General features: G+C 66.7%; 27 protein-coding genes, 1 tRNA gene and 1 riboswitch. Of the genes, 17 read left to right on the top strand and 11 right to left on the bottom strand.

Features of this window, described 5'->3' with window-relative positions:
- Positions 1 to 3 precede the first annotated feature (3 nt).
- A complete protein-coding gene (locus B7P44_RS04110; protein WP_193834350.1) occupies positions 4 to 1,671 on the bottom strand; it encodes an FAD-dependent oxidoreductase in 1,668 nt (555 codons plus the stop codon).
- A 396-nt stretch (positions 1,672 to 2,067) separates the two neighbouring features.
- Here B7P44_RS04110 and B7P44_RS04105 point away from each other — a divergent pair, with 396 nt between their 5' ends.
- Positions 2,068 to 2,871 carry an EAL domain-containing protein gene (locus B7P44_RS04105; RefSeq protein ID WP_084900981.1) on the top strand — a complete coding sequence of 268 codons (804 nt, stop codon included), beginning with the start codon at positions 2,068 to 2,070 and terminating at the stop codon, positions 2,869 to 2,871.
- Between the two features lie 39 nt (positions 2,872 to 2,910).
- Here the strand turns inward: B7P44_RS04105 and B7P44_RS04100 are convergent, their stop codons facing one another.
- On the bottom strand, positions 2,911 to 3,321 hold the full coding sequence (locus B7P44_RS04100) for a GFA family protein (RefSeq protein WP_084900979.1): 411 nt from the start codon (positions 3,319 to 3,321) through the stop codon (positions 2,911 to 2,913).
- A 103-nt stretch (positions 3,322 to 3,424) separates the two neighbouring features.
- The gene (locus B7P44_RS04095) at positions 3,425 to 4,216 is read right to left on the bottom strand and encodes an IclR family transcriptional regulator (RefSeq protein ID WP_084900977.1); all 792 of its coding nucleotides are present in this window, start codon (positions 4,214 to 4,216) and stop codon (positions 3,425 to 3,427) included.
- A 94-nt stretch (positions 4,217 to 4,310) separates the two neighbouring features.
- On the opposite strand from B7P44_RS04095, the gene B7P44_RS04090 reads away from it, so the two are divergent.
- On the top strand, positions 4,311 to 5,498 hold the full coding sequence (locus B7P44_RS04090; RefSeq protein WP_084900975.1) for an acyl-CoA dehydrogenase: 1,188 nt from the start codon (positions 4,311 to 4,313) through the stop codon (positions 5,496 to 5,498).
- Positions 5,499 to 5,640: 142 nt separating this feature from the next.
- On the opposite strand, the gene B7P44_RS04085 is transcribed toward B7P44_RS04090, so the two are convergent.
- Entirely contained in the window at positions 5,641 to 6,279 is a 639-nt protein-coding gene (locus B7P44_RS04085; RefSeq protein ID WP_010091503.1) for a peroxiredoxin, read from the bottom strand.
- Positions 6,280 to 6,583: 304 nt separating this feature from the next.
- Here B7P44_RS04085 and B7P44_RS04080 point away from each other — a divergent pair, with 304 nt between their 5' ends.
- The 3 genes from B7P44_RS04080 (at position 6,584) to B7P44_RS04070 (ending at position 7,892) form a co-directional block, all read left to right on the top strand.
- A complete protein-coding gene (locus tag B7P44_RS04080) occupies positions 6,584 to 6,886 on the top strand; it encodes an ElaB/YgaM/YqjD family protein (protein ID WP_010091502.1) in 303 nt (100 codons plus the stop codon).
- A gap of 126 nt (positions 6,887 to 7,012) precedes the next feature.
- Positions 7,013 to 7,402, top strand: coding sequence for a phage holin family protein (locus tag B7P44_RS04075; protein WP_084900972.1), 390 nt, complete (start codon positions 7,013 to 7,015; stop codon positions 7,400 to 7,402).
- A 43-nt stretch (positions 7,403 to 7,445) separates the two neighbouring features.
- Positions 7,446 to 7,892: a DUF3318 domain-containing protein gene (locus B7P44_RS04070; protein WP_084900969.1), complete on the top strand. Its 447-nt coding sequence runs from the start codon at positions 7,446 to 7,448 to the stop codon at positions 7,890 to 7,892.
- Positions 7,893 to 7,954: 62 nt separating this feature from the next.
- Here B7P44_RS04070 and B7P44_RS04065 read toward each other — a convergent pair whose 3' ends face one another.
- The 7 genes from B7P44_RS04065 to glyA form a co-directional block, all read right to left on the bottom strand.
- Complete coding sequence (locus B7P44_RS04065) at positions 7,955 to 8,380, bottom strand: type IV pilin protein (RefSeq protein WP_084906388.1); 426 nt, start codon at positions 8,378 to 8,380, stop codon at positions 7,955 to 7,957.
- 14 nt (positions 8,381 to 8,394) lie between these two features.
- On the bottom strand, positions 8,395 to 8,898 hold the full coding sequence (locus tag B7P44_RS04060; RefSeq protein ID WP_084906392.1) for a hypothetical protein: 504 nt from the start codon (positions 8,896 to 8,898) through the stop codon (positions 8,395 to 8,397).
- A 38-nt stretch (positions 8,899 to 8,936) separates the two neighbouring features.
- On the bottom strand, positions 8,937 to 9,767 hold the full coding sequence (locus B7P44_RS04055) for a PilW family protein (RefSeq protein WP_084900966.1): 831 nt from the start codon (positions 9,765 to 9,767) through the stop codon (positions 8,937 to 8,939).
- Entirely contained in the window at positions 9,757 to 10,155 is a 399-nt protein-coding gene (locus B7P44_RS04050; protein WP_084906390.1) for a type IV pilus modification PilV family protein, read from the bottom strand. The genes B7P44_RS04055 and B7P44_RS04050 overlap by 11 nt, the downstream gene beginning before the upstream one ends.
- The gene (locus B7P44_RS04045) at positions 10,155 to 10,715 is read right to left on the bottom strand and encodes a GspH/FimT family pseudopilin (RefSeq protein ID WP_084900964.1); all 561 of its coding nucleotides are present in this window, start codon (positions 10,713 to 10,715) and stop codon (positions 10,155 to 10,157) included. The genes B7P44_RS04050 and B7P44_RS04045 overlap by 1 nt, the downstream gene beginning before the upstream one ends.
- 154 nt (positions 10,716 to 10,869) lie before the next feature.
- Entirely contained in the window at positions 10,870 to 11,352 is a 483-nt protein-coding gene (gene nrdR / locus B7P44_RS04040; RefSeq protein WP_084900961.1) for a transcriptional regulator NrdR, read from the bottom strand.
- Positions 11,353 to 11,358: 6 nt separating this feature from the next.
- Positions 11,359 to 12,606, bottom strand: a complete 1,248-nt coding sequence (glyA, locus tag B7P44_RS04035) for a serine hydroxymethyltransferase (protein WP_084900960.1) — start codon at positions 12,604 to 12,606, stop codon at positions 11,359 to 11,361.
- Positions 12,607 to 12,744: 138 nt separating this feature from the next.
- Positions 12,745 to 12,844, bottom strand: a riboswitch (ZMP/ZTP riboswitch).
- A gap of 177 nt (positions 12,845 to 13,021) precedes the next feature.
- Here glyA and B7P44_RS04025 point away from each other — a divergent pair.
- The 12 genes from B7P44_RS04025 to tssF all read left to right on the top strand — a co-directional run bounded on the left by B7P44_RS04025 (position 13,022) and on the right by tssF (position 23,535).
- A complete protein-coding gene (locus tag B7P44_RS04025; RefSeq protein ID WP_084900957.1) occupies positions 13,022 to 13,768 on the top strand; it encodes an SDR family NAD(P)-dependent oxidoreductase in 747 nt (248 codons plus the stop codon).
- Between the two features lie 92 nt (positions 13,769 to 13,860).
- Positions 13,861 to 14,346 carry a tol-pal system-associated acyl-CoA thioesterase gene (gene ybgC, locus B7P44_RS04020; RefSeq protein ID WP_084900954.1) on the top strand — a complete coding sequence of 162 codons (486 nt, stop codon included), beginning with the start codon at positions 13,861 to 13,863 and terminating at the stop codon, positions 14,344 to 14,346.
- A gap of 164 nt (positions 14,347 to 14,510) precedes the next feature.
- The gene (gene tolQ, locus B7P44_RS04015; protein WP_084900951.1) at positions 14,511 to 15,188 is read left to right on the top strand and encodes a protein TolQ; all 678 of its coding nucleotides are present in this window, start codon (positions 14,511 to 14,513) and stop codon (positions 15,186 to 15,188) included.
- A gap of 10 nt (positions 15,189 to 15,198) precedes the next feature.
- A complete protein-coding gene (gene tolR, locus B7P44_RS04010; RefSeq protein ID WP_084900949.1) occupies positions 15,199 to 15,648 on the top strand; it encodes a protein TolR in 450 nt (149 codons plus the stop codon).
- The gene (gene tolA, locus B7P44_RS04005) at positions 15,648 to 16,673 is read left to right on the top strand and encodes a cell envelope integrity protein TolA (RefSeq protein WP_084900946.1); all 1,026 of its coding nucleotides are present in this window, start codon (positions 15,648 to 15,650) and stop codon (positions 16,671 to 16,673) included. The genes tolR and tolA overlap by 1 nt, the downstream gene beginning before the upstream one ends.
- Positions 16,674 to 16,782: 109 nt before the next feature.
- Positions 16,783 to 18,078 (top strand): Tol-Pal system beta propeller repeat protein TolB, encoded by a 1,296-nt coding sequence (gene tolB / locus B7P44_RS04000; protein ID WP_084900943.1) that lies wholly within the window; start codon positions 16,783 to 16,785, stop codon positions 18,076 to 18,078.
- A gap of 17 nt (positions 18,079 to 18,095) precedes the next feature.
- Positions 18,096 to 18,605: a peptidoglycan-associated lipoprotein Pal gene (pal, locus tag B7P44_RS03995; RefSeq protein WP_084900940.1), complete on the top strand. Its 510-nt coding sequence runs from the start codon at positions 18,096 to 18,098 to the stop codon at positions 18,603 to 18,605.
- A 19-nt stretch (positions 18,606 to 18,624) separates the two neighbouring features.
- Entirely contained in the window at positions 18,625 to 19,374 is a 750-nt protein-coding gene (ybgF, locus tag B7P44_RS03990) for a tol-pal system protein YbgF (RefSeq protein ID WP_084900937.1), read from the top strand.
- A 55-nt stretch (positions 19,375 to 19,429) separates the two neighbouring features.
- Positions 19,430 to 19,505 (top strand) — tRNA-Lys (locus B7P44_RS03985).
- 504 nt (positions 19,506 to 20,009) lie between these two features.
- On the top strand, positions 20,010 to 21,173 hold the full coding sequence (locus tag B7P44_RS03980) for a hypothetical protein (RefSeq protein ID WP_084900935.1): 1,164 nt from the start codon (positions 20,010 to 20,012) through the stop codon (positions 21,171 to 21,173).
- Positions 21,170 to 21,688 (top strand): hypothetical protein, encoded by a 519-nt coding sequence (locus B7P44_RS37440; RefSeq protein WP_231716650.1) that lies wholly within the window; start codon positions 21,170 to 21,172, stop codon positions 21,686 to 21,688. The genes B7P44_RS03980 and B7P44_RS37440 overlap by 4 nt, the downstream gene beginning before the upstream one ends.
- A gap of 11 nt (positions 21,689 to 21,699) precedes the next feature.
- A complete protein-coding gene (tssF, locus tag B7P44_RS03970) occupies positions 21,700 to 23,535 on the top strand; it encodes a type VI secretion system baseplate subunit TssF (protein ID WP_084900932.1) in 1,836 nt (611 codons plus the stop codon).
- The last annotated feature ends 6 nt before the right edge of the window (positions 23,536 to 23,541 follow it).

Below are 23,541 nucleotides of genomic sequence, written 5' to 3'. Positions count from 1 at the left end.
CGGTCAGGCCGCGCAGGTCGCGCGCGCGAGCGCGTCGCCCACCGCCTGCCGGTCGAGCGCGCGCAGCCGCGCGCACACGTGCTGGTCGGGCCGCAGCAGGTAGAACGTGCCGGGCTGCGCGTCGTAGCGCTCGGCGGCCAGCCCGTCGACGTCCTCCACCACGTCGACGCCCTGCACGTCGCGCGCCTGGCCCTTCGGCACGACGAGCACCGGCTTCACCGGCAGCGCATGGCCGGCGAGCGCCTGCGCGAGCGCGGCGGCGTCGCCGGGCAGGCCGAACAGCACGCCCGTGAAGCCGTCGCACAGATGCCGCAGCAGCCAGCCGGCCGCGCCGTGCGCATGCACCGGCGCGTCGGCCGCCGCCGCGCCCGGGCGCATCGCGCACGCGAACGCGTCGCCCTTGCGGTCGGGCGTGTTCAGCGGCGAATCGGCAAGCACCGCGGGCACCGACAGGCGCCCGCTGTTGACGAGCTTGCGCGCGAATTCGCAGTCGCGCGCGAGCTTCAACGTTGCGTCGCGGAACACGCGGGACACGGGGCTCTTCGGCGTGATGAAGTCGGTCGAGCGCGTCGAGTTGCGGATGTTCTCGTCGGCCGCGAACTCGCGTTCGCTCGCATACGTGTCGAGCAGGCGCTCGGGTGCGTGACCGTCGAGCACGAGCTTCAGCTTCCACGCGAGGTTGTCGGCGTCCTGCACGCCGCTGTTCGCGCCGCGCGCGCCGAACGGCGACACGCCATGCGCCGCGTCGCCGGCGAACAGCACGCGGTCGTGGCGGAACGCATCCATCCGCTGGCAGCGGAACGTGTACACGCTCACCCACTCCAGCTCGAATTCGACGTCAGCGCCGAGCAGCGCGCGCACGCGCGGGATCACGCGCTCCGGTTGCTTCTCCGCGACCGGATCGGCGTCCCAGCCGAGCTGGAAGTCGATGCGCCACACGTTGTCCGGCTGGCGGTGCAGCAGCACCGACTGGTTGCGATGGAACGGCGGATCGAACCAGAACCAGCGCTCGGTCGGAAACTCCGCCTTCATCTTCACGTCGGCGATCAGGAAGCGGTCCTTGAACGTGCGGCCGTGGCTCTCGAGCCCCATCATCGTGCGCACCGGGCTGCGCGAGCCGTCCGCCGCGATCACGTACCGCGCGCGCAGCGTCTCGACGCCTTCCGGCGTCTCGACCGTCAGTTCCGCGCACGCGTCCGACTGCGCGAGGCCCGTCACCTTGTGCTTCCAGCGGATGTCGAGATTCGGCAGCGCGAACGCGCGCTCGGCCAGATAGCCTTCCACGTAGTACTGCTGCAGATTGATGAACGCCGGACGCGCATGCCCCGCCTCGGGCAGCAGGTCGAACGCATAGAGCTGCTCGTCCTGCAGGAACACCTTGCCGACGTGCCAGCTCACGCCCTTGTCGACGAAGCGCTCGCCGCAGCCGAGCCGGTCGAAGATCTCGAGCGTGCGCTTCGCGAAACAGATCGCGCGCGAGCCGGTGGACAGCGTGTCGTCGTCGTCGAGCAGCACGACGGGCACGCCCTGCTGCGCGAGGTCGATCGCGGCGGACAAGCCGACCGGGCCCGCGCCGACGACGATCACCGGATGGATCGCAGCGTCGCTGTCGGCGCCGCGCTCCGCGCGCGGCCGGTACGCAAACTTCAGGGTCTGGTAATCGATGCTCATGGTCGCCATCCGTCCGTTCAACCCTGTCCCTGTCGCGCGCGCGACGCCGCGCTCGCCTGCCCGTCCCACCGCCCGCCGACGGCGCGCCGGCATACCGGCCCCGCCTGCGACGTCCATTTCGTCTCACCCGCCACGTCTCGCTCCTTGCTTCCTGTTGAATCGGGGACAGGGCATCGTCCGGCGACGCCCGAATGCTGTCTTTCTTGATCGACGACAAACTCAGGATTTACGAATAGTAAAACCAATTACGGATAGTGAAATCAACGTAAACCCTAAGCATCGGCTGCCGGCGGGATAACCATATGAGCGAATCGCCAAGCCGAGCGCGGCGCGCACTGCTACTATCGAGTGCAGAAGCGGCCGGTTCGGCCGCCGTTTTTCCATGCCGACTTCCCCATGATTCCGCCTACCATTCCCGAGCTGGTCACCCGCGCCGGGCAGTTGCCGTTCCTGCGGGATCACGTTGCGCTCGCCGAGGGCGGCACCGCGTGCGCGCACCTGCCCGAGCTGACGCTGAACAGCGCCTACGAGCCGATCTACGACGTGACGATGCCGGGCGCGCCGCAATCGACGTCGTTCGCCGACACGATCGAGCGCTACGGCGACGAACTGGGCTTCCAGGCGGTGACGCTGGCGACGGGCACCGCGCCCGATCCGTTCGATTCGGCCACCGACGACCAGGCGCTGGTCGCGGTCGACCGCCTGTCGCGCGCGCTGCACGCGATCAACTTCTTCGGCGCGCAGCGCCACGGGCTGCTGTTCCTGCGCGTGCACGAGCGGCTGCTGAAGAGCGTGAAGTACGACCACGGCAAGCACTTCTCGTCGGTGCTGCAGCGCTTCGGGCTGCCGCCCGAGCGGGTCGTGATCGAGCTGCCGGCCGCCGCGGTCGCGCACAAGACGTTCCTCGGCTACCTGACGCGCAGCTACCAGCATCACGGCTTCCGGGTCGCGGACAAGCTGCCCGACCCGGGCCGCATCCTCGCGGTCGAATCGGACATGGCGCGGCCGGACTACATCAAGATGGATGCGGGCATCGCGTTGCGCGACGGGATGGTCAAGGCGCTCGTCGGGTATGCGCAGCGCGTGCGGATTCCGCTGATCTTCGACGGCGTCGTCGATGAAACGCAGTGCGAACTGCTGCGCCAGCATGACGTGCGGTTCATGCAGGGTCCGGTGTTTGCGAAGATGGTGTCGGCCTGAGGCGACGAATGGCGGGTTGCGGCCGGCAGCCGGCGCGCGTCAGTCCTCGCCGCTGTCGTCGTGCTTCGGCAAGTCGTCGCCGATCTCGATGCCAGGAAACCGGTTGGCGTACCAGATATGCCACGCAGGGCGAATCCGCGACGGATCGTCGAGCGTCGCGTAGTTGAGCTCGACCGTCTGCGGCGCGTGGCGCAACCGGTATTCGAGCTGCGCGCCGCACCGCCCGCAAAAGCGCCGCTCGCCCCACGCGCTCGACGCATAGACGACCGGCTCGCCGCTCAGGTAGTCGAACGCGTCGAGCGGCAGCGACGCGGACGCGACCACCGCCGCTCCGGTCGTCTTCTGGCATAGCCGACAATGGCAGAAGCCGGCGTCGGTCGGGACGTGCCTGATCCGGTAGCGGATCGCGCCGCAGGCGCAGCCGCCTTCGAGCGTTTCCGGGTGCGACATGGCGAACCTCGTCGTATTCGGGTGTCAGGCGACCGATGATGAGCGCCGAGCGCCGGATTCGCAACCGGAGTCTGCCGGCGACGCACGACTCGATACCGCGCGATCAGGCAAGCTGCCCCAGCCGCTGCGCCAGCGCCTTCAGGCGCGGCCCCACCTGCGACCGGAACACCTCCTCCCCCATCGACGACGCGGGCCCGCTGCAGCTCAGGATCAGCCAGCGCCCCTCGCGCGGCTCCCGAAACGGCACGGCCGCCGCGTTGACGTCCGCGTGCCACGCGCGGAACGAATAGCAGCAGCCGCCCGACGCGAACTCGGCCACCGCCTGCTGCGCGGCGCCGACGAGCGCATCGGCGTCCGGCCCGGCGCCGGCCGCCCGATGCAGCTCCGCGACCAGCGCGCGCCGCACGTCGTCGGGCTGCACCGCCAGGTACGCGCGCCCCATCGAGCTCGTCAGCATCGACAGCCGCGAACCGGGCGCGAGCCCGAGCGTCAGCGCGGTCTCGCTGCGGATCGTCTCCAGATAGATCATGTCGAGCCCGTCGCGGCAGCCGAGCGACACCGCCGCGCCGATCTCGCGCGCGAGCGCCTGCATGTGCGGCCGCGCGAGGTCGAGCGTGCCCGCGCCGGACAGCAGCGCGAAGCCGAGCGACAGCACGCCCGCGTCGAGCGCATATTTGCCGAGCGTGTCGTCGTAGCGCAGGTAGCCGAGCACCGTCAGCGTGTACGCGAGCCGGTTCACCGTCGCCTTCGGCAGGCCGGTGCGCTCCGCGAAATCGCGGTTGCCGAGCATCGTCTCGCCGGGGCGGAATGCGCGCAGCAGGTCCAGGCCGCGCGCGAGCGCGACGACGAACTTGCGCTCGTCGATCGGTTGGTCGTCGATGGTTGAAAGCGTCATCCGGTGCTACACTGGGATCGAATTGCAAAACATTGTTCCGCACAGCGGAACGCAAGTCAAGTGAACCATAGGCATGGGATCAGGAGATGACACGATGAGCGCTGCAACATTCCATTGGGACGATCCGCTGCTGCTCGACCAGCAGCTCACCGAGGACGAGCGGATGGTGCGCGACGCCGCGCACGCGTATGCGCAGGACAAGCTCGCGCCGCGCGTGACCGAGGCGTTCCGCCACGAACGCACGGACGTCGGAATCTTCCGTGAAATGGGCGAGCTCGGCCTGCTCGGGCCGACGATCCCCGAGCAGTACGGCGGCCCCGGCCTCAATTACGTCAGCTACGGCCTCATCGCGCGCGAGGTCGAGCGCGTCGATTCCGGCTACCGGTCGATGATGTCGGTGCAATCGTCGCTCGTGATGGTGCCGATTTTCGAGTTCGGCTCCGATGCGCAGAAGGAGAAGTACCTGCCGAAGCTCGCGACCGGCGAATGGATCGGCTGCTTCGGCCTCACCGAGCCGAACCACGGCTCCGATCCGGGCGGCATGATCACGCGCGCGAAGAAGGTGTCCGGCGGCTATTCGCTGTCCGGCTCGAAGATGTGGATCACGAACTCGCCGATCGCCGACGTGTTCGTCGTCTGGGCGAAGCTCGAGGAAGACGGCCACGACACGATCCGCGGCTTCATCCTCGAGAAGGGCTGGAAGGGCCTGTCCGCGCCGGTGATCCACGGCAAGGTCGGGCTGCGCGCGTCGATCACCGGCGAAATCGTCCTCGACGACGTGTTCGTCCCCGAGGAAAACCGGCTGCCGCACGTCGGCGGCCTGCGCGGCCCGTTCACGTGCCTGAACTCGGCGCGCTACGGGATCGCCTGGGGCGCGCTCGGCGCCGCCGAGGCCTGCTGGCACACCGCGCGCCAGTACGTGCTCGACCGCAAGCAGTTCGGCCGGCCGCTCGCCGCGAACCAGCTGATCCAGAAGAAGCTCGCCGATATGCAGACCGAAATCACGCTCGGCCTGCAAGGCGTGCTGCGGCTCGGCCGCATGAAGGACGAAGGCACCGCGGCCGTCGAGATCACGTCGATCATGAAGCGCAACTCGTGCGGCAAGGCGCTCGACATCGCGCGGCTCGCGCGCGACATGCTCGGCGGCAACGGCATCTCGGACGAGTTCTGCGTCGCGCGCCATCTCATGAACCTCGAAGTGGTCAACACGTACGAAGGCACGCACGACATCCACGCGCTGATCCTCGGCCGCGCGCAGACGGGCATCCAGGCGTTCTTCTGAACCCGCCCGCCTGACGCATGGCCGGCGCGCGCATCACGGCGCGCCGCAAACGAAACGGCCCGCCCGGCATCGATGCCGGGCGGGCCGTTTGTCCGTCTGCCTGCAGCCGCGAGCACGCGCCGCGCGAGGCGGCGCGCCGTGCTCACTTGTTCGGTTGCGGCGTGAGACGCAGATACGGACGCACCGCGTTGAAGCCCTTCGGGAAGCGCTGCTTCAGCTCTTCCGGATCCTGCAGCGACGGGACGATCACCACGTCGTCGCCGTCCTTCCAGTTGCCGGGCGTCGCGACCTTGTAGTTGTCGGTCAGCTGCAGCGAGTCGATCACGCGCAGCACTTCGTCGAAGTTGCGCCCGGTGCTCGCCGGATAGGTGATGATGAGCCGCACCTTCTTGTTCGGATCGATCACGAACAGCGAGCGCACGGTGAGCGTCTCGTTCGCGTTCGGGTGAATCATGTCGTACAGCTCGGAGACCTTGCGATCCGCGTCCGCGATGATCGGGAAGCCGACGACCGTCGCCTGCGTGTCGTTGATGTCGTTGATCCAGCCCTGGTGCGACTCGACGCTGTCGACCGACAGCGCGATCACCTTCACGTTGCGCTTCTCGAATTCACCCTTCAGCTTCGAGGTCAGCCCGAGTTCCGTCGTGCACACCGGCGTGTAATCCGCCGGATGGGAAAACAGCACGCCCCAGCCGTTACCCAGCCACTCGTGGAACTTGATGCGGCCGAGGCTCGAATCCTGTTCGAAATCCGGCGCGATGTCGCCAAGACGCAGACCCATGTTGTTCTCTCCTTGAACGATGCGTGGTGAACCCCGCGCACCCGCGCGGGACAGTCGGGTAGCTTACGGGAAGCGGACAGCCATGCGAACGATTATTCCGTTCGATATTCATACATTTTTGTCATTTTTGTCCGGCGCGCGCCCGTGTCGGGAAACTTTTCCGCCCGTTTGCCGCTCTCTCCATAAATTACAAGTCGTTTACCATGCAGTCTTGCGCCACCGCGCCGCATCATCCCGGCTCGCCAGCGGGCAGGCGTTTCGCTACGATGTGAACCTGCAGCATGACAGCATGAAGGGAGTTGCAATGTCGGAAATCAACAAGGAGAAACTGATGTCGGATATCAAAACCGTTCTCGCGGACGCCGAAGACCTGCTCAAGCAAGCCGCGAGCAGCACGGGCGACCGTGCGGCCGAGCTGCGCGAGAAAGCAATGTCGCGCCTGAAGCAGGCCAAGGAAAAGGCAACCGACGTCCAGGTCGTCGTGGTCGAGAAAGGCAAGAAAGCCGCGCGCGCGACCGACGACTATGTGCATGAGCACCCGTGGACGTCGATCGGCATCGCGGCCGGCGTCGGCGTGCTGATCGGCCTGCTGGTCAACCGCAAGTAACGCGCGGCCAGCGCCACACCGCCCAGCGGGCCGCCTGACGCGGCTCGCGGGCGCCAAAGCCGAGACTGGCGACACGCCGGTCGGCTTTGCCTTAGCCGCTTTCTGCACGCGCCAAGCACATCATTCATGACGACAGACACCACCTCGCAGTCATCCGGCCAGGGCCCGTTGCGCCGCCTCATCGGCTCCGTGATCGGACTGCTGCAAACGCGCCTCGAACTCGCGGGCATCGAGCTCGCCGAGGAGAAGGAGCGCCTGATGGGCGTGCTGTTCCTCGGGCTCGCCGCGATGATGCTGGCGACGATGGCCCTCATCAGCCTGACCGTGCTCGTCGCGATCGCGTTCTGGGATACCTATCGCTGGCAATCGCTCGCGGTGATCACCGCGCTGTACGCGATCGCGGGCGCCGCCTGCGCGCTGAAGGCGCGCGCGAGCCTGCGCGACGCGCCGATCGTGTTCGAAGCCACGCTGGCCGAACTCGAGAAAGACCGCGAACTGTTCCGCGGCAAGTCGTGAGCGCGCACGCGTTCGTTTCTTTCATCCACTTCGCCGACGCGCCATGAGCTATCCCGCCACAGGCAACCGACACCGCCCTGCTTCGTCGCAATCGCGCCTGAATGCCGCCCAGAACCGCGCGATCCGCAAGGAGTTGCTGATCCTGCGCTCCGAAGTCGAGCGCTTGGAGCTCGCGGAGGCCGGCGCGGAAATACGGCAGGCCGTCACCCGCTTCCGCTGGCTCAAGCTGCTGGTCCCCGGACTCACGGGTGGCTCGCTCGGGCAGTCCGCAAAGAACCTCAACACGAGCATCGGCAACCTCGTCAACCAGTATCCGATGCTGAGTTCGCTGGCGTCGCTGGTGCTCGCGAAACCCGTGCGCTCGCTGCTGCGCGCAAGCGCGAGCCCGGTGCTGAAGTGGGGTTCGCTCGGCTTTGCCGCCTGGGAAATCTACCGGTTCTTCAAACAATCGCGCAGCGAGAACAACGGCGAGACGGCCGACAACGATTGACGCACGGCTTGCAGCATCGCGAGCCGATGCATGGCGTCATGCGTAACGACATGCGTGTTACGTCATCGCACGCCCCAGCACACCGGCTCCCATTCGTGCGCGCCGTCCGGCAGCACATTGCCTTTCGTCCCGTCCGAGCGCAACGTGAACGACCCGCAGCGGTCGTCACGCATCGGCCCCTCGTCGAGCGGACGCGCGTCGAGTTCATAGGACACGAATGCGCCATCGTCCGGGCGCCGGATCGCCAGCCGATAGACGGCCCGCCCGTCCGGCGGCGCATGCGCGAGTGCGTCCGGCAATGTGGGCGGCGGGGCGCCGTCGAGCGTCTCGAGATACTGCGCCGCGCGGTAAAGCGCGGTCACCGCCGACGTGCGATGCGCTTGCGCAGACTGTCGACGGTATGACGGAACCGCCACGCCCGCCAGCACCGCGATGATCGCCAGCACAATCATCAATTCGAGCAACGTGAATCCGGCCGAACGGCGCATGTGTGCCTCCATGCTCATCGAGGCTGCGCCGCGACGCGACGCCAACGCTGCGCAACGATCCGTCCGTCGCGCATCACGACCTGCATCTGCAGCCAGACGGCGCTGGACGCATGCGTCCCGACGCCACGCGCGGTGACGAGGTACGCAAGACCGTCGGCGGGCCGCGCGATGTGCCACGCCTCGATCAGGCATCGCGGCGGCTGCACGGCCACCGGCCATCCAGCGAACGGCGCGAACGCTTCGGGGATGTCCAGCGCGGGCATTCGCTGCCATGCGTCAGGCTCGGCATGCGACAAGCCCGCGCTCAGGTACGGCGCCGAGCCCTGCCGCAAACGCTCGACACACGCGGCAAGCGCGGCATCGGCCGCGTGAAACGCGATCAGGCGGTCCGACAGCGTGCGCGTGCGGCGGGCCTCCGTCAATGCGGATTCGAACCACGTGCCCGTCAGCGCCGCAATGGCCGCACCGACCGCGACCACCGCCGGCAGTGCGATCCCTGCCTCGCGGCGAACGCGCACGGGGGACGTGTGCGCCGTCGCTTCTTGCCCGGCCCGGCTCAACGCGATGTTCCGGATGCGCGCCTCGTGCCGCGCTGGCCCTCGTCGCGCTCGGCCGCCGCATTCCTCAACGCCACGACGCGATGCAGCGTCAGCCGCGCGCGGCGATCCGGCGCGAAGGCGGCATGGCCGTCGCAATCGACATGACTGACGCGCTCCCGCATCGGTTCGCCCCGCGCCCGCACGCAGACATGCACGGCAATCACGTCGCGCCAGTCGTCCGCGCGCATCGCGCGGGCATCGACGAACCGCGTCTCGCCACGTCGCAGGTAACGCAGGCGCAACTGGTCGATTTCCGATACGACCGGCTGCGCGGTCCCCAGGCGTCCATTCCCTTCGCAATACAGTTCGGACTCGCCCGTCGTCGGGCTGACGTGGGCGTCGAAGCGGTTCGACACGAGCGGACGGTCCGCCGGCACGCCGACGCCCTGCCCCAGGCAATCCGATACCTGGCCATTCGCCGTCGGCCATGTCGACACTGCGTCGCCGACATATCGAACCAGCACCGCATCGGACGACGCGGGGGTCGGGTCGCAGCGCACCTGTGCATCATCGCCGCGCACGCGCGCCGATGCGCACCCGAACAGCGGCGGCAGCGGCGACGTCGAGAGGTCGAGCGGCTGAAAGCCCGCCATCTGGATCTGCTGGCCGATCAGCGTCAATGCGGTGCTTGCGGCGTCGCGCATGCGAAACGCGTCTTCAGCCCGGCGTTGCCCGACACGCTGCGCGTGATACAGCACGCCGACTGCCGCGAGCACAAGCATGCCGACCGACATCGCAATGAGCAATTCGAGGAGCGTATGCGCACGAGCGCGGCGATCAATGCGCATCGGCCGGCACCTCTCGGAACGGGATCCGCACGCATGACGGCGGACGCGCCGATCGGCCGACCGCTTCGCATCCCGCAGCATCGCCGTCGCGCCAGCCGGCGGTCGCGAGCCGCGCGCCACCCGGCCCGCCATCGATCGTCATCGCGCCATCCGGCAACGACGCGACGGCCAGCGCCGCGAGGCCCGCGTCCGCGCCGGGTGCCGCGCGCGCGCTTTCGATGCGTGCATCGGCCAGCCACAGTGCGCGTTCGCGCCAGATCGTCGTGCGCTGCGCATGCGCCATCGCGAATTGGCCGCCGGCCACCGCGAGCATCATGACGGCGAGCAGCGCAACCGCCACCGTCGCCTCGATCAGCGACGCGCCGCGCATCGTGCGCCGCGGGCTCATCAGGCCGCCTCGCAACGACCGGCGACGACGCGCGCCCGGCCGCCTGCCGCGATCCGCACGCAACGCGACGCGCGTGACGCATCGACCTCGGGCGCGTCCCGGCGCGGGCGCAGCTCGAACCGCCGGATGCCGCCGATCGCCTGACCGGCCGGCGGCGCAAAGGCCAGCTCGTGCGCGACGCCCGCGACGATCACGTCAGGATCGCGCGGATACCGCCGCAGCACCTGCGAGCGCTCGTCGAAATGTCCGCTCACGAGCCAGCCGCATGACCATTCGCCGCCATCGCAGCGCTCGCCGGGACGCACGCAGGCGCCGTCATTCCCGGCCCGGCACAGCGTGACGCGCACGCCGAGGCGCGCCGCTTCGGCCCGCGCGAACGACAGCGCGCCGAGCAACGCACGCGAGCGGGCGTCGACCCGCTCGCGCATCCGCCACTGCTCGAACGAAGGCGCCGCAAACAGGCCGAGCCCGGCCAGCACCGCGACCACGACCATCAGTTCGACGAGCGTGAATCCTCCCGCCCGCCGGTTCATCCTCCACACTGCTCCGCTGCGCCACATCGCCGTCCTCCGCCAACGTCATGCGACGACTGTAGCGGCGCGCACGCATGCGCACCATCTGCCGAACGGCCAGCTGGCGGCGCGCGGCCACGCCGCGCCACAATCGGCGCAGCATGAACGACCCGGAGGAAATGCGATGAAACGGAGCAGCGCGTCAGCGCTTACGCGGGGGCTTGGCAGCCGGAGAGGCGCGACGGAACTCTTCGATCACGTCGGCAAATTCAGACACGTCTTCGAACCGGCGATACACCGATGCGAAACGTACATAGGCAATCGTATCGAGGCCACGCAACTCGTTCATCACGAGTTCGCCGAGCTTCTCGCTACGCACTTCGCGCTCGCCTGTCGCGAGCAGCTGATATTCGATGCGGGCGACCGCCGCGTCGATCGCGTCAGCCGCAACCGGCCGCTTGCGCAGCGCGAGTTGCATGCTGGCGACGATCTTGCGACGGTCGAATTCCGTGCGGCTGCCGTCCTTCTTCACGACGGACGGCAGGGCCAGCTCGACCCGCTCGTATGTCGTGAAGCGCTTGTCGCAGGCCGAGCAGCGGCGGCGCCGGCGAATCGCGGCGCCGTCTTCGGACACGCGCGAATCTACCACCTGCGTGTCGTCGCTCCGGCAGAACGGGCAGCGCATGAGCGATCAGCGATAGACCGGGAAACGCTTGGTCAGCTCGGCCACTTGCGCGCGCACGCGCTCGATCGTCGCTGCATCTTCCGGGGTGTCGAGCACGTCGGCGATCAGGTTGCCGACCAGCTCAGCTTCGGCCGTGCCGAAACCGCGCGTCGTCATCGCCGGCGAGCCGAGACGCACGCCGCTCGTCACGAACGGCTTTTCCGGATCGTTCGGGATGGCGTTCTTGTTGACCGTGATGTGCGCGGCGCCGAGCGCGGCTTCCGCTGCCTTGCCGGTGATGTTCTTCGCACGCAGGTCGACCAGCATCACGTGGCTTTCGGTGCGGCCCGACACGATGCGCAGGCCGCGCTTGACCAGCGTCTCGGCCAGCACGCGCGCGTTCTCGACCACCTTCTGCTGGTATGCCTTGAAGTCCGGCGACAGCGCTTCCTTGAACGCGACCGCCTTCGCGGCGATCACGTGCATCAGCGGGCCACCCTGGATGCCCGGGAAGATCGCCGAGTTGATCTGCTTCTCGTACTCGGCCTTCATCAGGATCACGCCGCCGCGCGGGCCGCGCAGGCTCTTGTGGGTCGTGGTCGTGACGAAATCGGCGTGCGGCACCGGGTTCGGGTAGACGCCCGCGGCAATCAGGCCCGCGTAGTGCGCCATGTCGACCATCAGGTACGCGCCGACCGACTTCGCGATCTTCGCGAGACGCTCGAAGTCGATTTTCAGCGCGAACGCCGACGCGCCCGCGACGATCAGCTTCGGCTTGTGCTCCTGCGCAAGCTGCTCGGCCGCTTCGTAGTCGATGTCTTCGCTTTCGTTCAGGCCGTAGCTGACGACGTTGAACCACTTGCCCGACATGTTCACGGGCGAGCCGTGCGTCAGGTGGCCGCCGTGCGCGAGGCTCATGCCCATGATCGTGTCGCCCGGCTTGAGCATCGCGAAGAACACGCCCTGGTTCGCCTGCGAACCCGAGTTCGGCTGCACGTTCGCGGCTTCGGCGCCGAACAGTTCCTTCACGCGGTCGATCGCGAGCTGCTCGACGATGTCGACGTATTCGCAGCCGCCGTAGTAGCGCTTGCCCGGATACCCTTCGGCGTACTTGTTCGTGAGTTGCGAGCCCTGCGCGGCCATCACGGCCGGGCTCGTGTAGTTTTCCGACGCGATCAGCTCGATGTGATCTTCCTGGCGGCGGTTTTCCTGCTCGATCGCTGCAAAGACTTCGGGATCGACGTTCGCAATGGTGCTTTGGGCTCTGTCAAACATACGGTTTCCGTTAAGTGTGTACAGGTTGACCGGGGTGGCCGAGTACATTGCGCTGCTGGCGGCACCAGCTCGACGTGGCGGAAGAATCCGTATGACGCGAGGCAGGGACAGCCACCGGCGATGCACGCGACGGCGCACAACGGCTGCCCAGGCGAACGGCAAAAACGGCGCCCTGCGCTTCACGGTGGGATGCTCCACCTTGAACCCGAGGGTTCTATCGCCAGTCACGCAGGGGTGATGAGCGCGTTAGTTTATTGGATGCGTCATGAATAGGCAACCGCGCGGCGACCGCCGCAAACAAACGGGGACAGAGTTCCGCCGCCCGCGCCGACTGAGCTTTGCGCCTTGCCGCGGTGCGGCAATCTCAGTACGCTTGCAGGTTCCCCACCCGCTACCCTACCGACCAGGAGCAGCAATGATCGTGTTCGTCACAGGCGCGTCCGCCGGCTTCGGCGCCGCCATCGCCCGTGCCTTCGTCACGGGCGGCCACCGCGTCGTCGCGACCGCGCGCCGCAAGGATCGTCTCGACGCGCTCGCGGCCGAGCTCGGCGACGCACTGCTGCCGCTCGAGCTCGACGTGCGCGACCGCGCCGCCGTCGAAGCCGTGCCGGCATCGCTTCCCGCCGAGTTCGCCGCGCTCGACGTGCTCGTCAACAACGCCGGCCTCGCACTCGGCGTCGAGCCTGCCCACAAGGCGAGCCTCGACGAGTGGCAGACGATGATCGACACCAACTGCTCGGGCCTCGTGACGGTCACGCACGCGCTGCTGCCGGGCATGATCGCGCGCGGCCGCGGCCATATCTTCAACCTCGGCTCGGTGGCCGGCACCTACCCGTACCCGGGCGGCAACGTGTACGGCGCCACCAAGGCGTTCGTCAGACAATTCAGCCTGAACCTGCGCGCCGACCTGATCGGCACGCCGCTGCGCGTCACCGACATCGAGCCGGGGCTGTGCGGCGGCACCGAATTCTCGAACGTCCGCTTCCGCGGCGACGACGCGAAGGCGGCCGGCGTGTACGCGAACGTCCAGCCGCTCACGGCGGAGGACATCGCCGACACGATCTACTGGATCGCGACGCGTCCCGCGCACGTGAACATCAACACGATCGAGATGATGCCGGTCGCCCAGGCGCCGGCCGGCCTGACCGTCCATCGCGGCTGACGGCCCGCCGCGAGCCGCCCCGGCGGCCGGCTCGCGGCCCGGAACATTCCGTTACGAATCGGTTGCGAAGCGGCCTCCCCGCTTCCGGTAAAATGCGCGCCATGACTCAGCCTACCCGCCCCCCGGAAGCGCCTTCCGGCTTCACCTGGCCGGTTCGCGTGTATTACGAGGATACCGACGCAGGCGGCATCGTCTTCTATGCCAACTACCTGAAATTCTTCGAGCGCGCGCGCACCGAGTGGCTGCGCGCCTGCGGCATAGACCAGCGGCGCCTCGCCGACGAAACCGGCGCGATCTTCATCGTCCGCAGCACGGCGCTCGACTATCGCGCGCCGGCGCGGCTCGACGATATGCTCGCGATCACGAGCCGGCCCGGACGGATCGGCCGCGCGTCGGTGGAATTCATGCAGGAAGCGTGGCGTGGCGACACGCTGCTGGTCGCCGGGCAGATCCGCATCGGTTGCGTCGACCGCACCGGCATCCGCCCCGCGGCAATCCCGCCGGCGGTGCTCGACACGCTGCAACGCGGGCCCGTCATCGACGCCGGGCACACTGTGTTGTCAACGCGGCTCGCGTGAGCCCCGTTTAGACAAAGCCTATGAACTTGCCTTCCTGAATCGATACTAAGCAAGGTTCGGCATCCCGGCGCGCTGCGCCGCGCCCACGCCGGGCAATCTCGGCCGGGCACGCCTAGCCGGGCTCCTTAGCCGGGCGCCCCCGAAGGGACGTTACTCAAACCTCTATGAACACTTCTCAAGACCTGTCGATCATTTCCCTCGTCCTCAATGCGAGCGTGCTGGCCCAGGCCGTGATGGGGCTGCTGCTGCTGCTGTCGCTGATGTCGTGGACCTTCATCTTCCGCAAGTGGTTCGCGATCCGCCGCGCACGCGCGCAGACTGAGCGTTTCGAACGGGATTTCTGGTCGGGCGGCGACCTGCAGGCCTTGTATCAGAGCGCGGCGAACAACCGCCACACGATCGGCGCGCTCGAGCGGATCTTCGAATCGGGGATGCGCGAGTTCCTGAAGGCAAAGGAAAAGCGCATCAGCGACCCGGGTCTCGTCCTCGACGGCGCGCGGCGCGCGATGCGCGCGTCGTTCCAGCGCGAGATGGACGTGCTCGAAGCGAACCTGGCGTTCCTCGCGTCGGTCGGCTCGGTCAGCCCGTACATCGGTCTGTTCGGCACGGTCTGGGGGATCATGAACTCGTTCCGCGGCCTCGCGAACGTCCAGCAGGCGACGCTCGCGAACGTCGCACCGGGCATCGCCGAAGCGCTCGTCGCCACCGCGATCGGCCTGTTCGCCGCGATTCCGGCCGTCGTCGCCTACAACCGCTACGCGCACGACATCGACCGCATCGCGATCCGCTTCGAGACCTTCATCGAAGAGTTCTCGAACATCCTGCAGCGTCAGGCCCAGTAAGGAGCGCGACATGGCCGGAACTCCCATCCGATCCAGCATGCGCGGCGGCCGCTCGCGCCGCGCGATGGCCGACATCAACGTCGTGCCGTACATCGACGTGATGCTCGTGCTGCTCGTGATCTTCATGGTCACCGCGCCGCTCGTCGCGCCGTCGATCATCAACCTGCCGACCGTCGGCAACGCCGCCCCGCAGGAGCAGACGCCCCCGGTCGTTGTCAACATCAAGGCCGACCGCACGATGAGCGTCAAGTACAAGGGCGCATCCGGCGCGACGCAGGAAGACACGATGACGAAGGCCGAGCTCGACAGCTTCATCGCCGCCCGTCAGGCGGATCATCCTGACCAGCCGGTCGTGATCGCGGCCGACAAGACCGTGCAGTACGATGCAGTGATGACCGTGATGTCGGATCTGAAGGCGCGCGGCGTCAAGCGCGTCGGCCTCCTCGTCAAATCGCAATAATGAAACGGCACCCCCCGCGCAGCACCGCCTACCCGCCGATGCCGCCGCGCGAGCGCGGCACGTGGCGCGCATTCGCGCTCGCGGCGTTGATGCACGTGCTGCTCGCGCTGTTCCTGTATCACGGCGTGCAATGGCAGAACAGCACGCCGGCCGGCGCCGAGGCCGAGCTGTGGACAACGGTGCCCGACATGCAGGCGCCGCAGCCGGTCCCGACGCCGCCCGTCCGCCTCGCGCCGCCCCCTCCCCCGGTGAAGAACGAGGAAGCGGACATCGCGCTGCAGCACAAAAAGCGTCAGCAGGAAGCCGCCGCACGCGAAGCGCTGCTCGAACAGCAGCGCCGCGCGCAGCAGCTCAAGGCGGAACAGGAAGAGCAGGCCAAACGCGCGCAGCTTGCGGCCCGGCAGGCCGCCGCGCTCGCCGAGCAGAAGGCCGCCGAGCAGGAAAAGCAGAAGCAGGCTGAAAAGCTCAAGCAGAAGCAGCTCGCCGAGCAGCAGAAACTGGAACAGCAGAAGCTCGAGCAGCAGAAGCAGGCGAAGCTCGAAGCGCAGCAGCAGGCCGCGAAGGCGAAAGCCGAAGCCGCGGCCAAGGCGAAGGCTGAAGCGTCGGCCCGCGCGAAAGCCGACGCGGCGTCGAAGGCGAAGCTCGACCAGGAGCGGCGTGTGCGCCTCGCGCAGATGCAAGGGCTGGCGGGCGGCGGCGAAGGCGGTGGCGAAGGTCTCGCGAAGAGCGGCACCGGCACGGGCTCCGGCGGCAACGCCGCCACCCCGGGCTATCCGGACAAGGTGCGGCGCCGCGTCAAGCCGCACATCGTCTGGGGCGGCGAGCGCGACAGCCTGACGACCGTCGTCGCGATCCGTTGCACGCCGTCGGGCGACGTATTGAGCGTATCGATCCGCCGTTCGAGCGGAAATTCGGGGTGGGATCAGGCCGTGGTCAGTGCGATCCAGGCGTCGGTCCCGTTGCCGCCCGATTCTAACGGTCGTACTCCATCGGACATTACGATTACCTTCAAGGCGGCGGAGTGAACGGAAATGCGCTTACACTCCCGCCGTCGCTGTAAGACGGGAACGAATCGGGTATTTTTACAGTCTGTGCGGTTGCGCAGCGATACAAGTCATACGGGAAGCAAGAAGCATGAGTTTGATGACGAACCTAGGTTTCAGGGCACTCGTGGCCTCGTGTCTGATTGCGGCGGGCAGCGCCGCTAACGCGCAGGTCAACGTGCTGATCACCGGCGTCGGTTCGACCCAGTTCCCCATCGCCACCGCGAATTTCGCGAATGAGGCGGGCCTGCCGCAGCAGGTCACGTCGATCGTCCGCGCGGACCTCGCCCGCAGCGGCAAATTCACCAATATCGACGCCGGCAGCACGCCGGTGCCCGAGACCGCCTCGGTCGACCTCGGCGCATGGAAGGCCAAGGGCGCGAATGCGTTCGTCGCCGGCAGCGTGAACCGCGAGGCGAACGGTCAGTACAAGGTCAACTTCGTCCTGTACGACACCGTCAAGCAGCAAAGCCTCGGCGGCCTGTCGCTGACGGCGAACGACGGCACGCTGCGCACGGCCGGCCACAAGATCGCCGACTACATCTACCAGAAGCTGCTCGGCACGCGCGGCGTGTTCGCGACGCGCCTGTCGTACGTGATCAAGTCCGGCAACCGCTACCAGCTGCAGATCTCCGACTCGGACGGCCAGAACCCGCGCATCGCACTGTCGAGCACCGAGCCGATCATCTCGCCGTCGTGGTCCCCGAGCGGCACCAAGGTCGCGTACGTGTCGTTCGAGCGCAAGAAGCCGATCGTCTACATCCACGACCTGCCGACCGGCCGCCGCTACATCGTTTCCGACCAGAAGGGCAACAACAGCGCGCCGGCGTGGTCGCCGGACAGCCAGACGCTGTCGGTCGCGCTGTCGCTGACGGGCAACACGCAGATTTACTCGGTCAACGCGAACGGCGGCGGCCTGCGCCGGCTGACCCAGAGCAACTCGATCGACACCGAGCCGTTCTACTCTCCGGACGGCCGCTGGATCTATTTCACGAGCGACCGCGGCGGCGCGCCGCAAATCTACCGGATGCCCGCCCAGGGCGAAAGCGCCGGTGCGGCCCAGCGCGTGACCTTCACCGGCAGCTACAACACGAGTCCGCGCATCAGCCCGGACGGCAAGCTGCTTGCTTACATCTCCCGCACGGGCGGGGGCTTCAAGCTGTACGTTCAGGATCTGCAGACGGGCGCGGCGAACGCGATCACGAATACCAGTCATGACGAGTCGCCGAGCTTCGCGGCGAACGGCCAGTACCTCCTGTACGCCACCCAGTCGGGTGGCCGCAATGTGCTGGCCGCTGTCCCATCCGACGGCAGTGCGCCGCCGCAGATTCTGTCCGTCCAGGGCGGCTCCGTACGCGAGCCGTCGTGGGGACCCTTCATGCAATGACCCAAAGGAGAGTAACCATGATGTCGAAAAAAGTTCGTCTGGCCCTGGCCGTGATGATGGTCGGCGCGCTGGCAGCATGTAAGTCGGGCGTGAAGCTCGACGACAAGGCCAACGCCGGTGCGATAAGCACCCAGCCGAACCCCGAGAACGTCGCGCAAGTGACGGTCGATCCGCTGAACGACCCGAACAGCCCGCTCGCGAAGCGCAGCATCTACTTCGATTTCGACAGCTACTCGGTGAAGGATGAGTATCAGCCGCTGATGCAGCAGCACGCGCAGTACCTGAAGAGCCATCCGCAGCGTCACGTGCTGATCCAGGGCAATACCGACGAACGCGGCACGAGCGAGTACAACCTCGCGCTGGGCCAGAAGCGTGCGGAAGCCGTCCGCCGCGCGATGGCCCTGCTCGGCGTCGCCGATTCGCAAATGGAAGCCGTGAGCCTTGGCAAGGAAAAGCCGCAGGCGACGGGTCACGACGAGGCATCGTGGGCGCAGAACCGCCGCTCGGACCTCGTCTACCAACAGTAAGTAACGGAAGGTTCGCTGTATGACGCACCGTGAATCCTGGCTGCGCGTGGCCGCAGCCCTCTGCGTCGTCGGCGCGGCGTGGTCGGCCGCGCCGGCGCACGCCGGCATGTTCGACGACAACGAGGCGCGTCGCGCCGTGCTCGATCTGCGCAGCAAGAGCGACAATCTTGCGAGCCAGCTCGCGGCCGCGCAACGCACGATCCTCGATCAGACCGCCCGCCTCGACCAGCTGAACCAGCAGGTCGCGACGCTGCGCGGCGAGAACGAGGATCTGACGAACCGCCTCACGACGCTGGAACGTCAGCAGAAGGAGTACTACACCGATCTCGATACGCGGCTCAAGAAGTTCGAGCCCGAGCAAAAGACGGTCGACGGCGTCGAAGGCACCGTGCAGCCGGGCGAGACGGATGCGTTCAATGCGGCGCAGCAGCAGTTCCGCGACGGCAACTTCAAGGCTGCCTCCGCGTCGTTCCGCAGCTTCATCGCGAAGTATCCGCAGAGCCCCTACCAGCCGAGCGCGCAGTACTGGCTCGGCAATGCGCAGTACGCGCTGCGCGACTATCGCGGCTCGACGGCGACGTGGCAGGGCATCGTGAGCAAGTTCCCGCAGCATCCGCGTGCGGCCGACGCGCTCGTCGCGATCGGCACGAACCAGCTCGAGCAAGGCCAGAAGGCGGCGGCGAAGAAAACCTTCGAACAGGTCGTTTCGCAGTACAACGGGACGAGCGCGGCGCAGACGGCACAAGGCAAGCTGCAGACCATCAAATAATGATGCCCGGGGGTTGTTGACAGGTTCGCAACCCACAGCTATAATTTTCTTCTTTGGGTCGTTAGCTCAGTTGGTAGAGCAGCGGACTTTTAATCCGTTGGTCGCGTGTTCGAGTCACGCACGGCCTACCAAGATGTACGGAAAGGGCTTAGCAGCAATGCTAAGCCCTTTTTCTTTTCAGCATCCCCCTCCTACGCAGCGTTTGCTCGTGCCCCTCCGTCAGCGGGTTGAGCCAGCGCGCCATCTTCGTTGACGGCTGCTTTGCAGGTTCAGAAACCCCGCAATCTCCGACAGTTGCATTTTTGCCTGCTCGGAACACCTTGCTCGCTCATTTTTCACGGCGTTCGGATGGAAAATAATAGCCAATCGACACCGTCGACAAGGGAATCCATCATATATTCGACTGCTTTAAATTCGATCCGAAACCGCAACGCAATCAATACTGGAATTCTTCCTGCCGGCTGACAAGAAAATAACGATTCCCTTCCCTTCCAGCATGCCGTTTCGTCATCCTGCATTCGACATGTCTAGCCATTGCCATGCAGGCGGATTATATTGACGTCGACCAATGAATTACGTCAAAAGATCGGGCCCGATTTTCCAGATTATCCATTCAGGATTATCAATTCGCCGCCATGTCGAAATCCGTCGCGTTATGGGAGCCGTACTGCCACCGGTCCGACGCCGAGTTTCATCTATCGAAATTCGCCGACCGGGTACTCGGCCCCAAGGCCGGCGTGATTTTCTTCGACGGCCTGGCCGCGATCCGATTGAAACCGTCCGTTCCGGATGCCGACGGCGACGCGATCAACCTCATCGTTTCCTCGTCGCGCCTGCCTGTCGCCGCCGCCGATCCGCTCAGCAACGCCAGTCCACAGACGATCAACCAGTTGGCGCAGGCATGGACACAGCGACTCGATGCGCCATCGAACCGGAGCGCAGCGCTCGGCCAGGGATTGGCAAAGGCCCGTGCAAGAGCCGGTGACTTCATCAGCGCCCACCAGACCGCATTTGACGCGGCAGCCGTGGTGGGCGACACCTTCGGCGTGCTCGCCGGCGTGGTCTCGGTGGCCGCCATCATGGCGGGCGGTGTCGCACTCGCCCCCGTACTGGGCATCGTGGCGGGTGCGGCCGCGGTTCTCCTGCTGATCGAAGACGGCAGGATGCTGCGGTACGACCTCCGGGGCGACGAGGTGCGCAAGAAACAACTCAAGGAAACGTGGCACTACAAACTGGTGGAGACGGTCGGCCCGATCATGGCCCTGCCGGATTTCGCGGTCAGCGGAGCACGCACCCTTGCCTCCTTGCCCAAGGCTTCGCGCGAAGTTGGCGAGGCCGCCGAAGAAGTGATGCAAGCGACCAACCGCCTTGTCGACAAGCGCAACGCGATCGACAAGCTCAGTCGCGCCAGTGCCGACAATCCCGATCGGCTGCTGACGCGCCAGCAAGCCAACCAGATGCGAGAACAAGCGCGTGGCCTCGCCGGCAACGTCCGTACGGCGCAACAGAAGCTCGCCGCGGCCAGCCGCGAATTGATGCTGCTGCGAACCATCGAGGCGCCCGCCTATTTGGCGACGATATACGGCACCAGCGTGTACGGCATCTCCCCGCCGGATCCGTTCACGCACGGCGTCGAATGGCTGACCGACCGGATGACCGAATCGACGCAGCGCAATTCCGACCACCCGGCGCACGCGCTTGCCCCTCAACACGTTGGCCGTTCGAATCAGGTCGGCAATCCGTCGACCGTGCTGCAATTTCAAGTCGGCGTCAGCCATCACCCGGAGTACGCGCAATGACGCCCCCCGATCACAACGCCGCTACATCGGTCGACGGGCAGTCCGCACCGGCGGAGCGCCCCGGTAACCGCCCGCCCGGCGCACCGCGACTCGCGGTAATCGCGGGGGGCGCCTTCTTTCTCGGCGTCGGCCTGACCTTTGCGGAACTCGTCGAAGGCACCGCGTCGTTGAAGGGCATCCATTACGACGACATGATCGTGCCGGCGTGGGCCGTGTTGACGATCATCATGCTGACCGTCAGCATCGGCATCGGTAGCGGCAAACTCTGGGCCGTACGCCTGTTTCGCCGGCTGTCCTTTGCCGCCATGGCGCTTTACCTGCCGCTGCTGGCTCTGGCGTTCTACCTGAACGCCGGGCGGACGCCCATCGACCAGGACCTGGCCTTCGTGATGTTCGTGTTTGCGGTCGTCAAGGTGCCGTGCCTGATCATCATCTACCGGGCGATCCGGCAACTGCGCTGGCTCGATCCGGACTCGTTGCCCCATGAATGGGAGCCGCCGCTCCGCCAGCGTTGACCTGATAGCGGATGGACGAGCTGCTACCCCATTACGAACGCGAGCTGGCACTGTTACGCCGCTCCGCGCACGATTTTGCCGCGCGTTTTCCGAAGATTGCCGCTCGCCTGGGCCTCACGGACGGCGAGATCGACGATCCTCACCTGGGACGGCTGCTGCAGTCCTTCGCATTGCTCGGCGCCCGGATCGGCAAGAGACTCGGCGACGACTATCCCGAGCTCGCCGAGGCGCTGATCGACACCCTCTTTCCGGAACAGCTTCGCGTCATTCCATCCTGTTCGATCGCGCAATTCGACGCCGCCGCCACCGCCGGTCAAATGACCGTGCCGGTCACGGTGCCGCACGGCACCGAACTCGAGGACCGGGCCGGCACCTGCCGATTTCGAACCAGCTATGACGTCACGCTCGCGCCGATCATCGTCGAAGCGGTCGACGTTACGCCTGCGGCAGCGACCTCGCCGCAGGCGACGCTGCCGCGAAACACCTCGGCGCTGGTGTCGATCACGTTTGCGTCGCTGACGGACGAAGCAGACTTTCGCACCATCGTGCCCGATCGGCTCCGAATCCATCTCCACGGCGCGCCGGCGATGGTCGCGGCCGTGACGGATGCGCTCCTGTTGCATGCGCCCAAGGCTTTCGTCCAAGGCGAGCACAGCCGACGCTGGAAGGCGCTCGCGCGAATCCCGCTGACGGCTGCCGGTTACGACACACACGAGGCGCTCGTGCCAGGCTTCGACAACCTGGCCAACCCGTCCTGGCGTCTGCTGCGCGAATATTTCGCATTCCCGGATAAATTTTCCTTCGTCGATCTCGACATGGCGGCCCTGGTTCGCGCGGCGGAACCTGGCCGGCGCCTGACGTTGCACCTGCCCGTCGTCGACATGCCGGACGGCTCGCTGGCTCGCCAACAACTCGATACCCTCGGCGTCGATCACCTGCGGCTCGGCTGCACCCCGGTCGTGAACCTGTTCAGTCGTGACGCGACGCCCATCGCCCTCAAGCCAGAGGCAACGACCTACACCGTCATGCCGCAGGTGCTGAACATGCGGGATGTCACCGCGCGGTCCATCGAGTCGGTACGGCTAACGAACGATGTCTCGCCGGAGGCGACCAGCGGCAAGCCGGTTCCCCGCTACCGGGGTTTCGTGCACGGCCAGGGAATAACGGCAGCCCCCCTCTTCTGGCTGGCGGCTCGACGCGAATTCGTGGAAGGAAGCGAAGCATGGCAGTCCGCAGGCATCACGCTCGTCGATCTCGACGGACAACCGGTCCCGCAAGCCGCAGGCCAGCTTCTGGTCAGGCTGACCTGTACCAACGGCAACTATCCGACGATGCTGCGAATCGGCGCCGTCGACGGCGACCTGTGTAACGAGACGGAGAATTTGCCCGGCCGGGTCTCGCTGTTGCGCCCACCGACGCCCGCGCGCGCCGGATCGATGCCCCAAGGCTCGCTGTGGCGGCTGGTCACCGGTCTGTCGCCACACATCCTGACGTTGCAATCGCCAAACGCCGACGCACTGAAAGACCTGCTGCGCCTGCTGCTTCCCGAAGCCACGGGATCGCTCACGCTGGTCGATGCGATCGTGGACGTCTCGCACAAGTCCGTCATGCAATGGATGTCCGTTCCGCCGATGCCGACGTTCGTGCGCGGTATCGAGGTCAGCGTAACGATCGAGACAGCGGTGCTCGACACCGTCAGCCTGTACGCCTGCAGTCGCTTGCTCGATCCGTTTTTCGCCCACTTCGCGCCGGCCAACGGATATGCCCAGTGCGTGATTCGGGCCGCTGGCCCGGACCGCGTCCTGATGCGTTGCCCGCCGCGCGTCGGCAACCTTCCGGTCGCCTGACCCATC

It is taken from the genome of Burkholderia ubonensis subsp. mesacidophila (genome assembly GCF_002097715.1).
GTDB lineage: Bacteria > Pseudomonadota > Gammaproteobacteria > Burkholderiales > Burkholderiaceae > Burkholderia > Burkholderia mesacidophila.
Note: the sequence above shows the minus strand (reverse complement) of the source record. Positions and strands in the feature narration are given on the sequence as shown.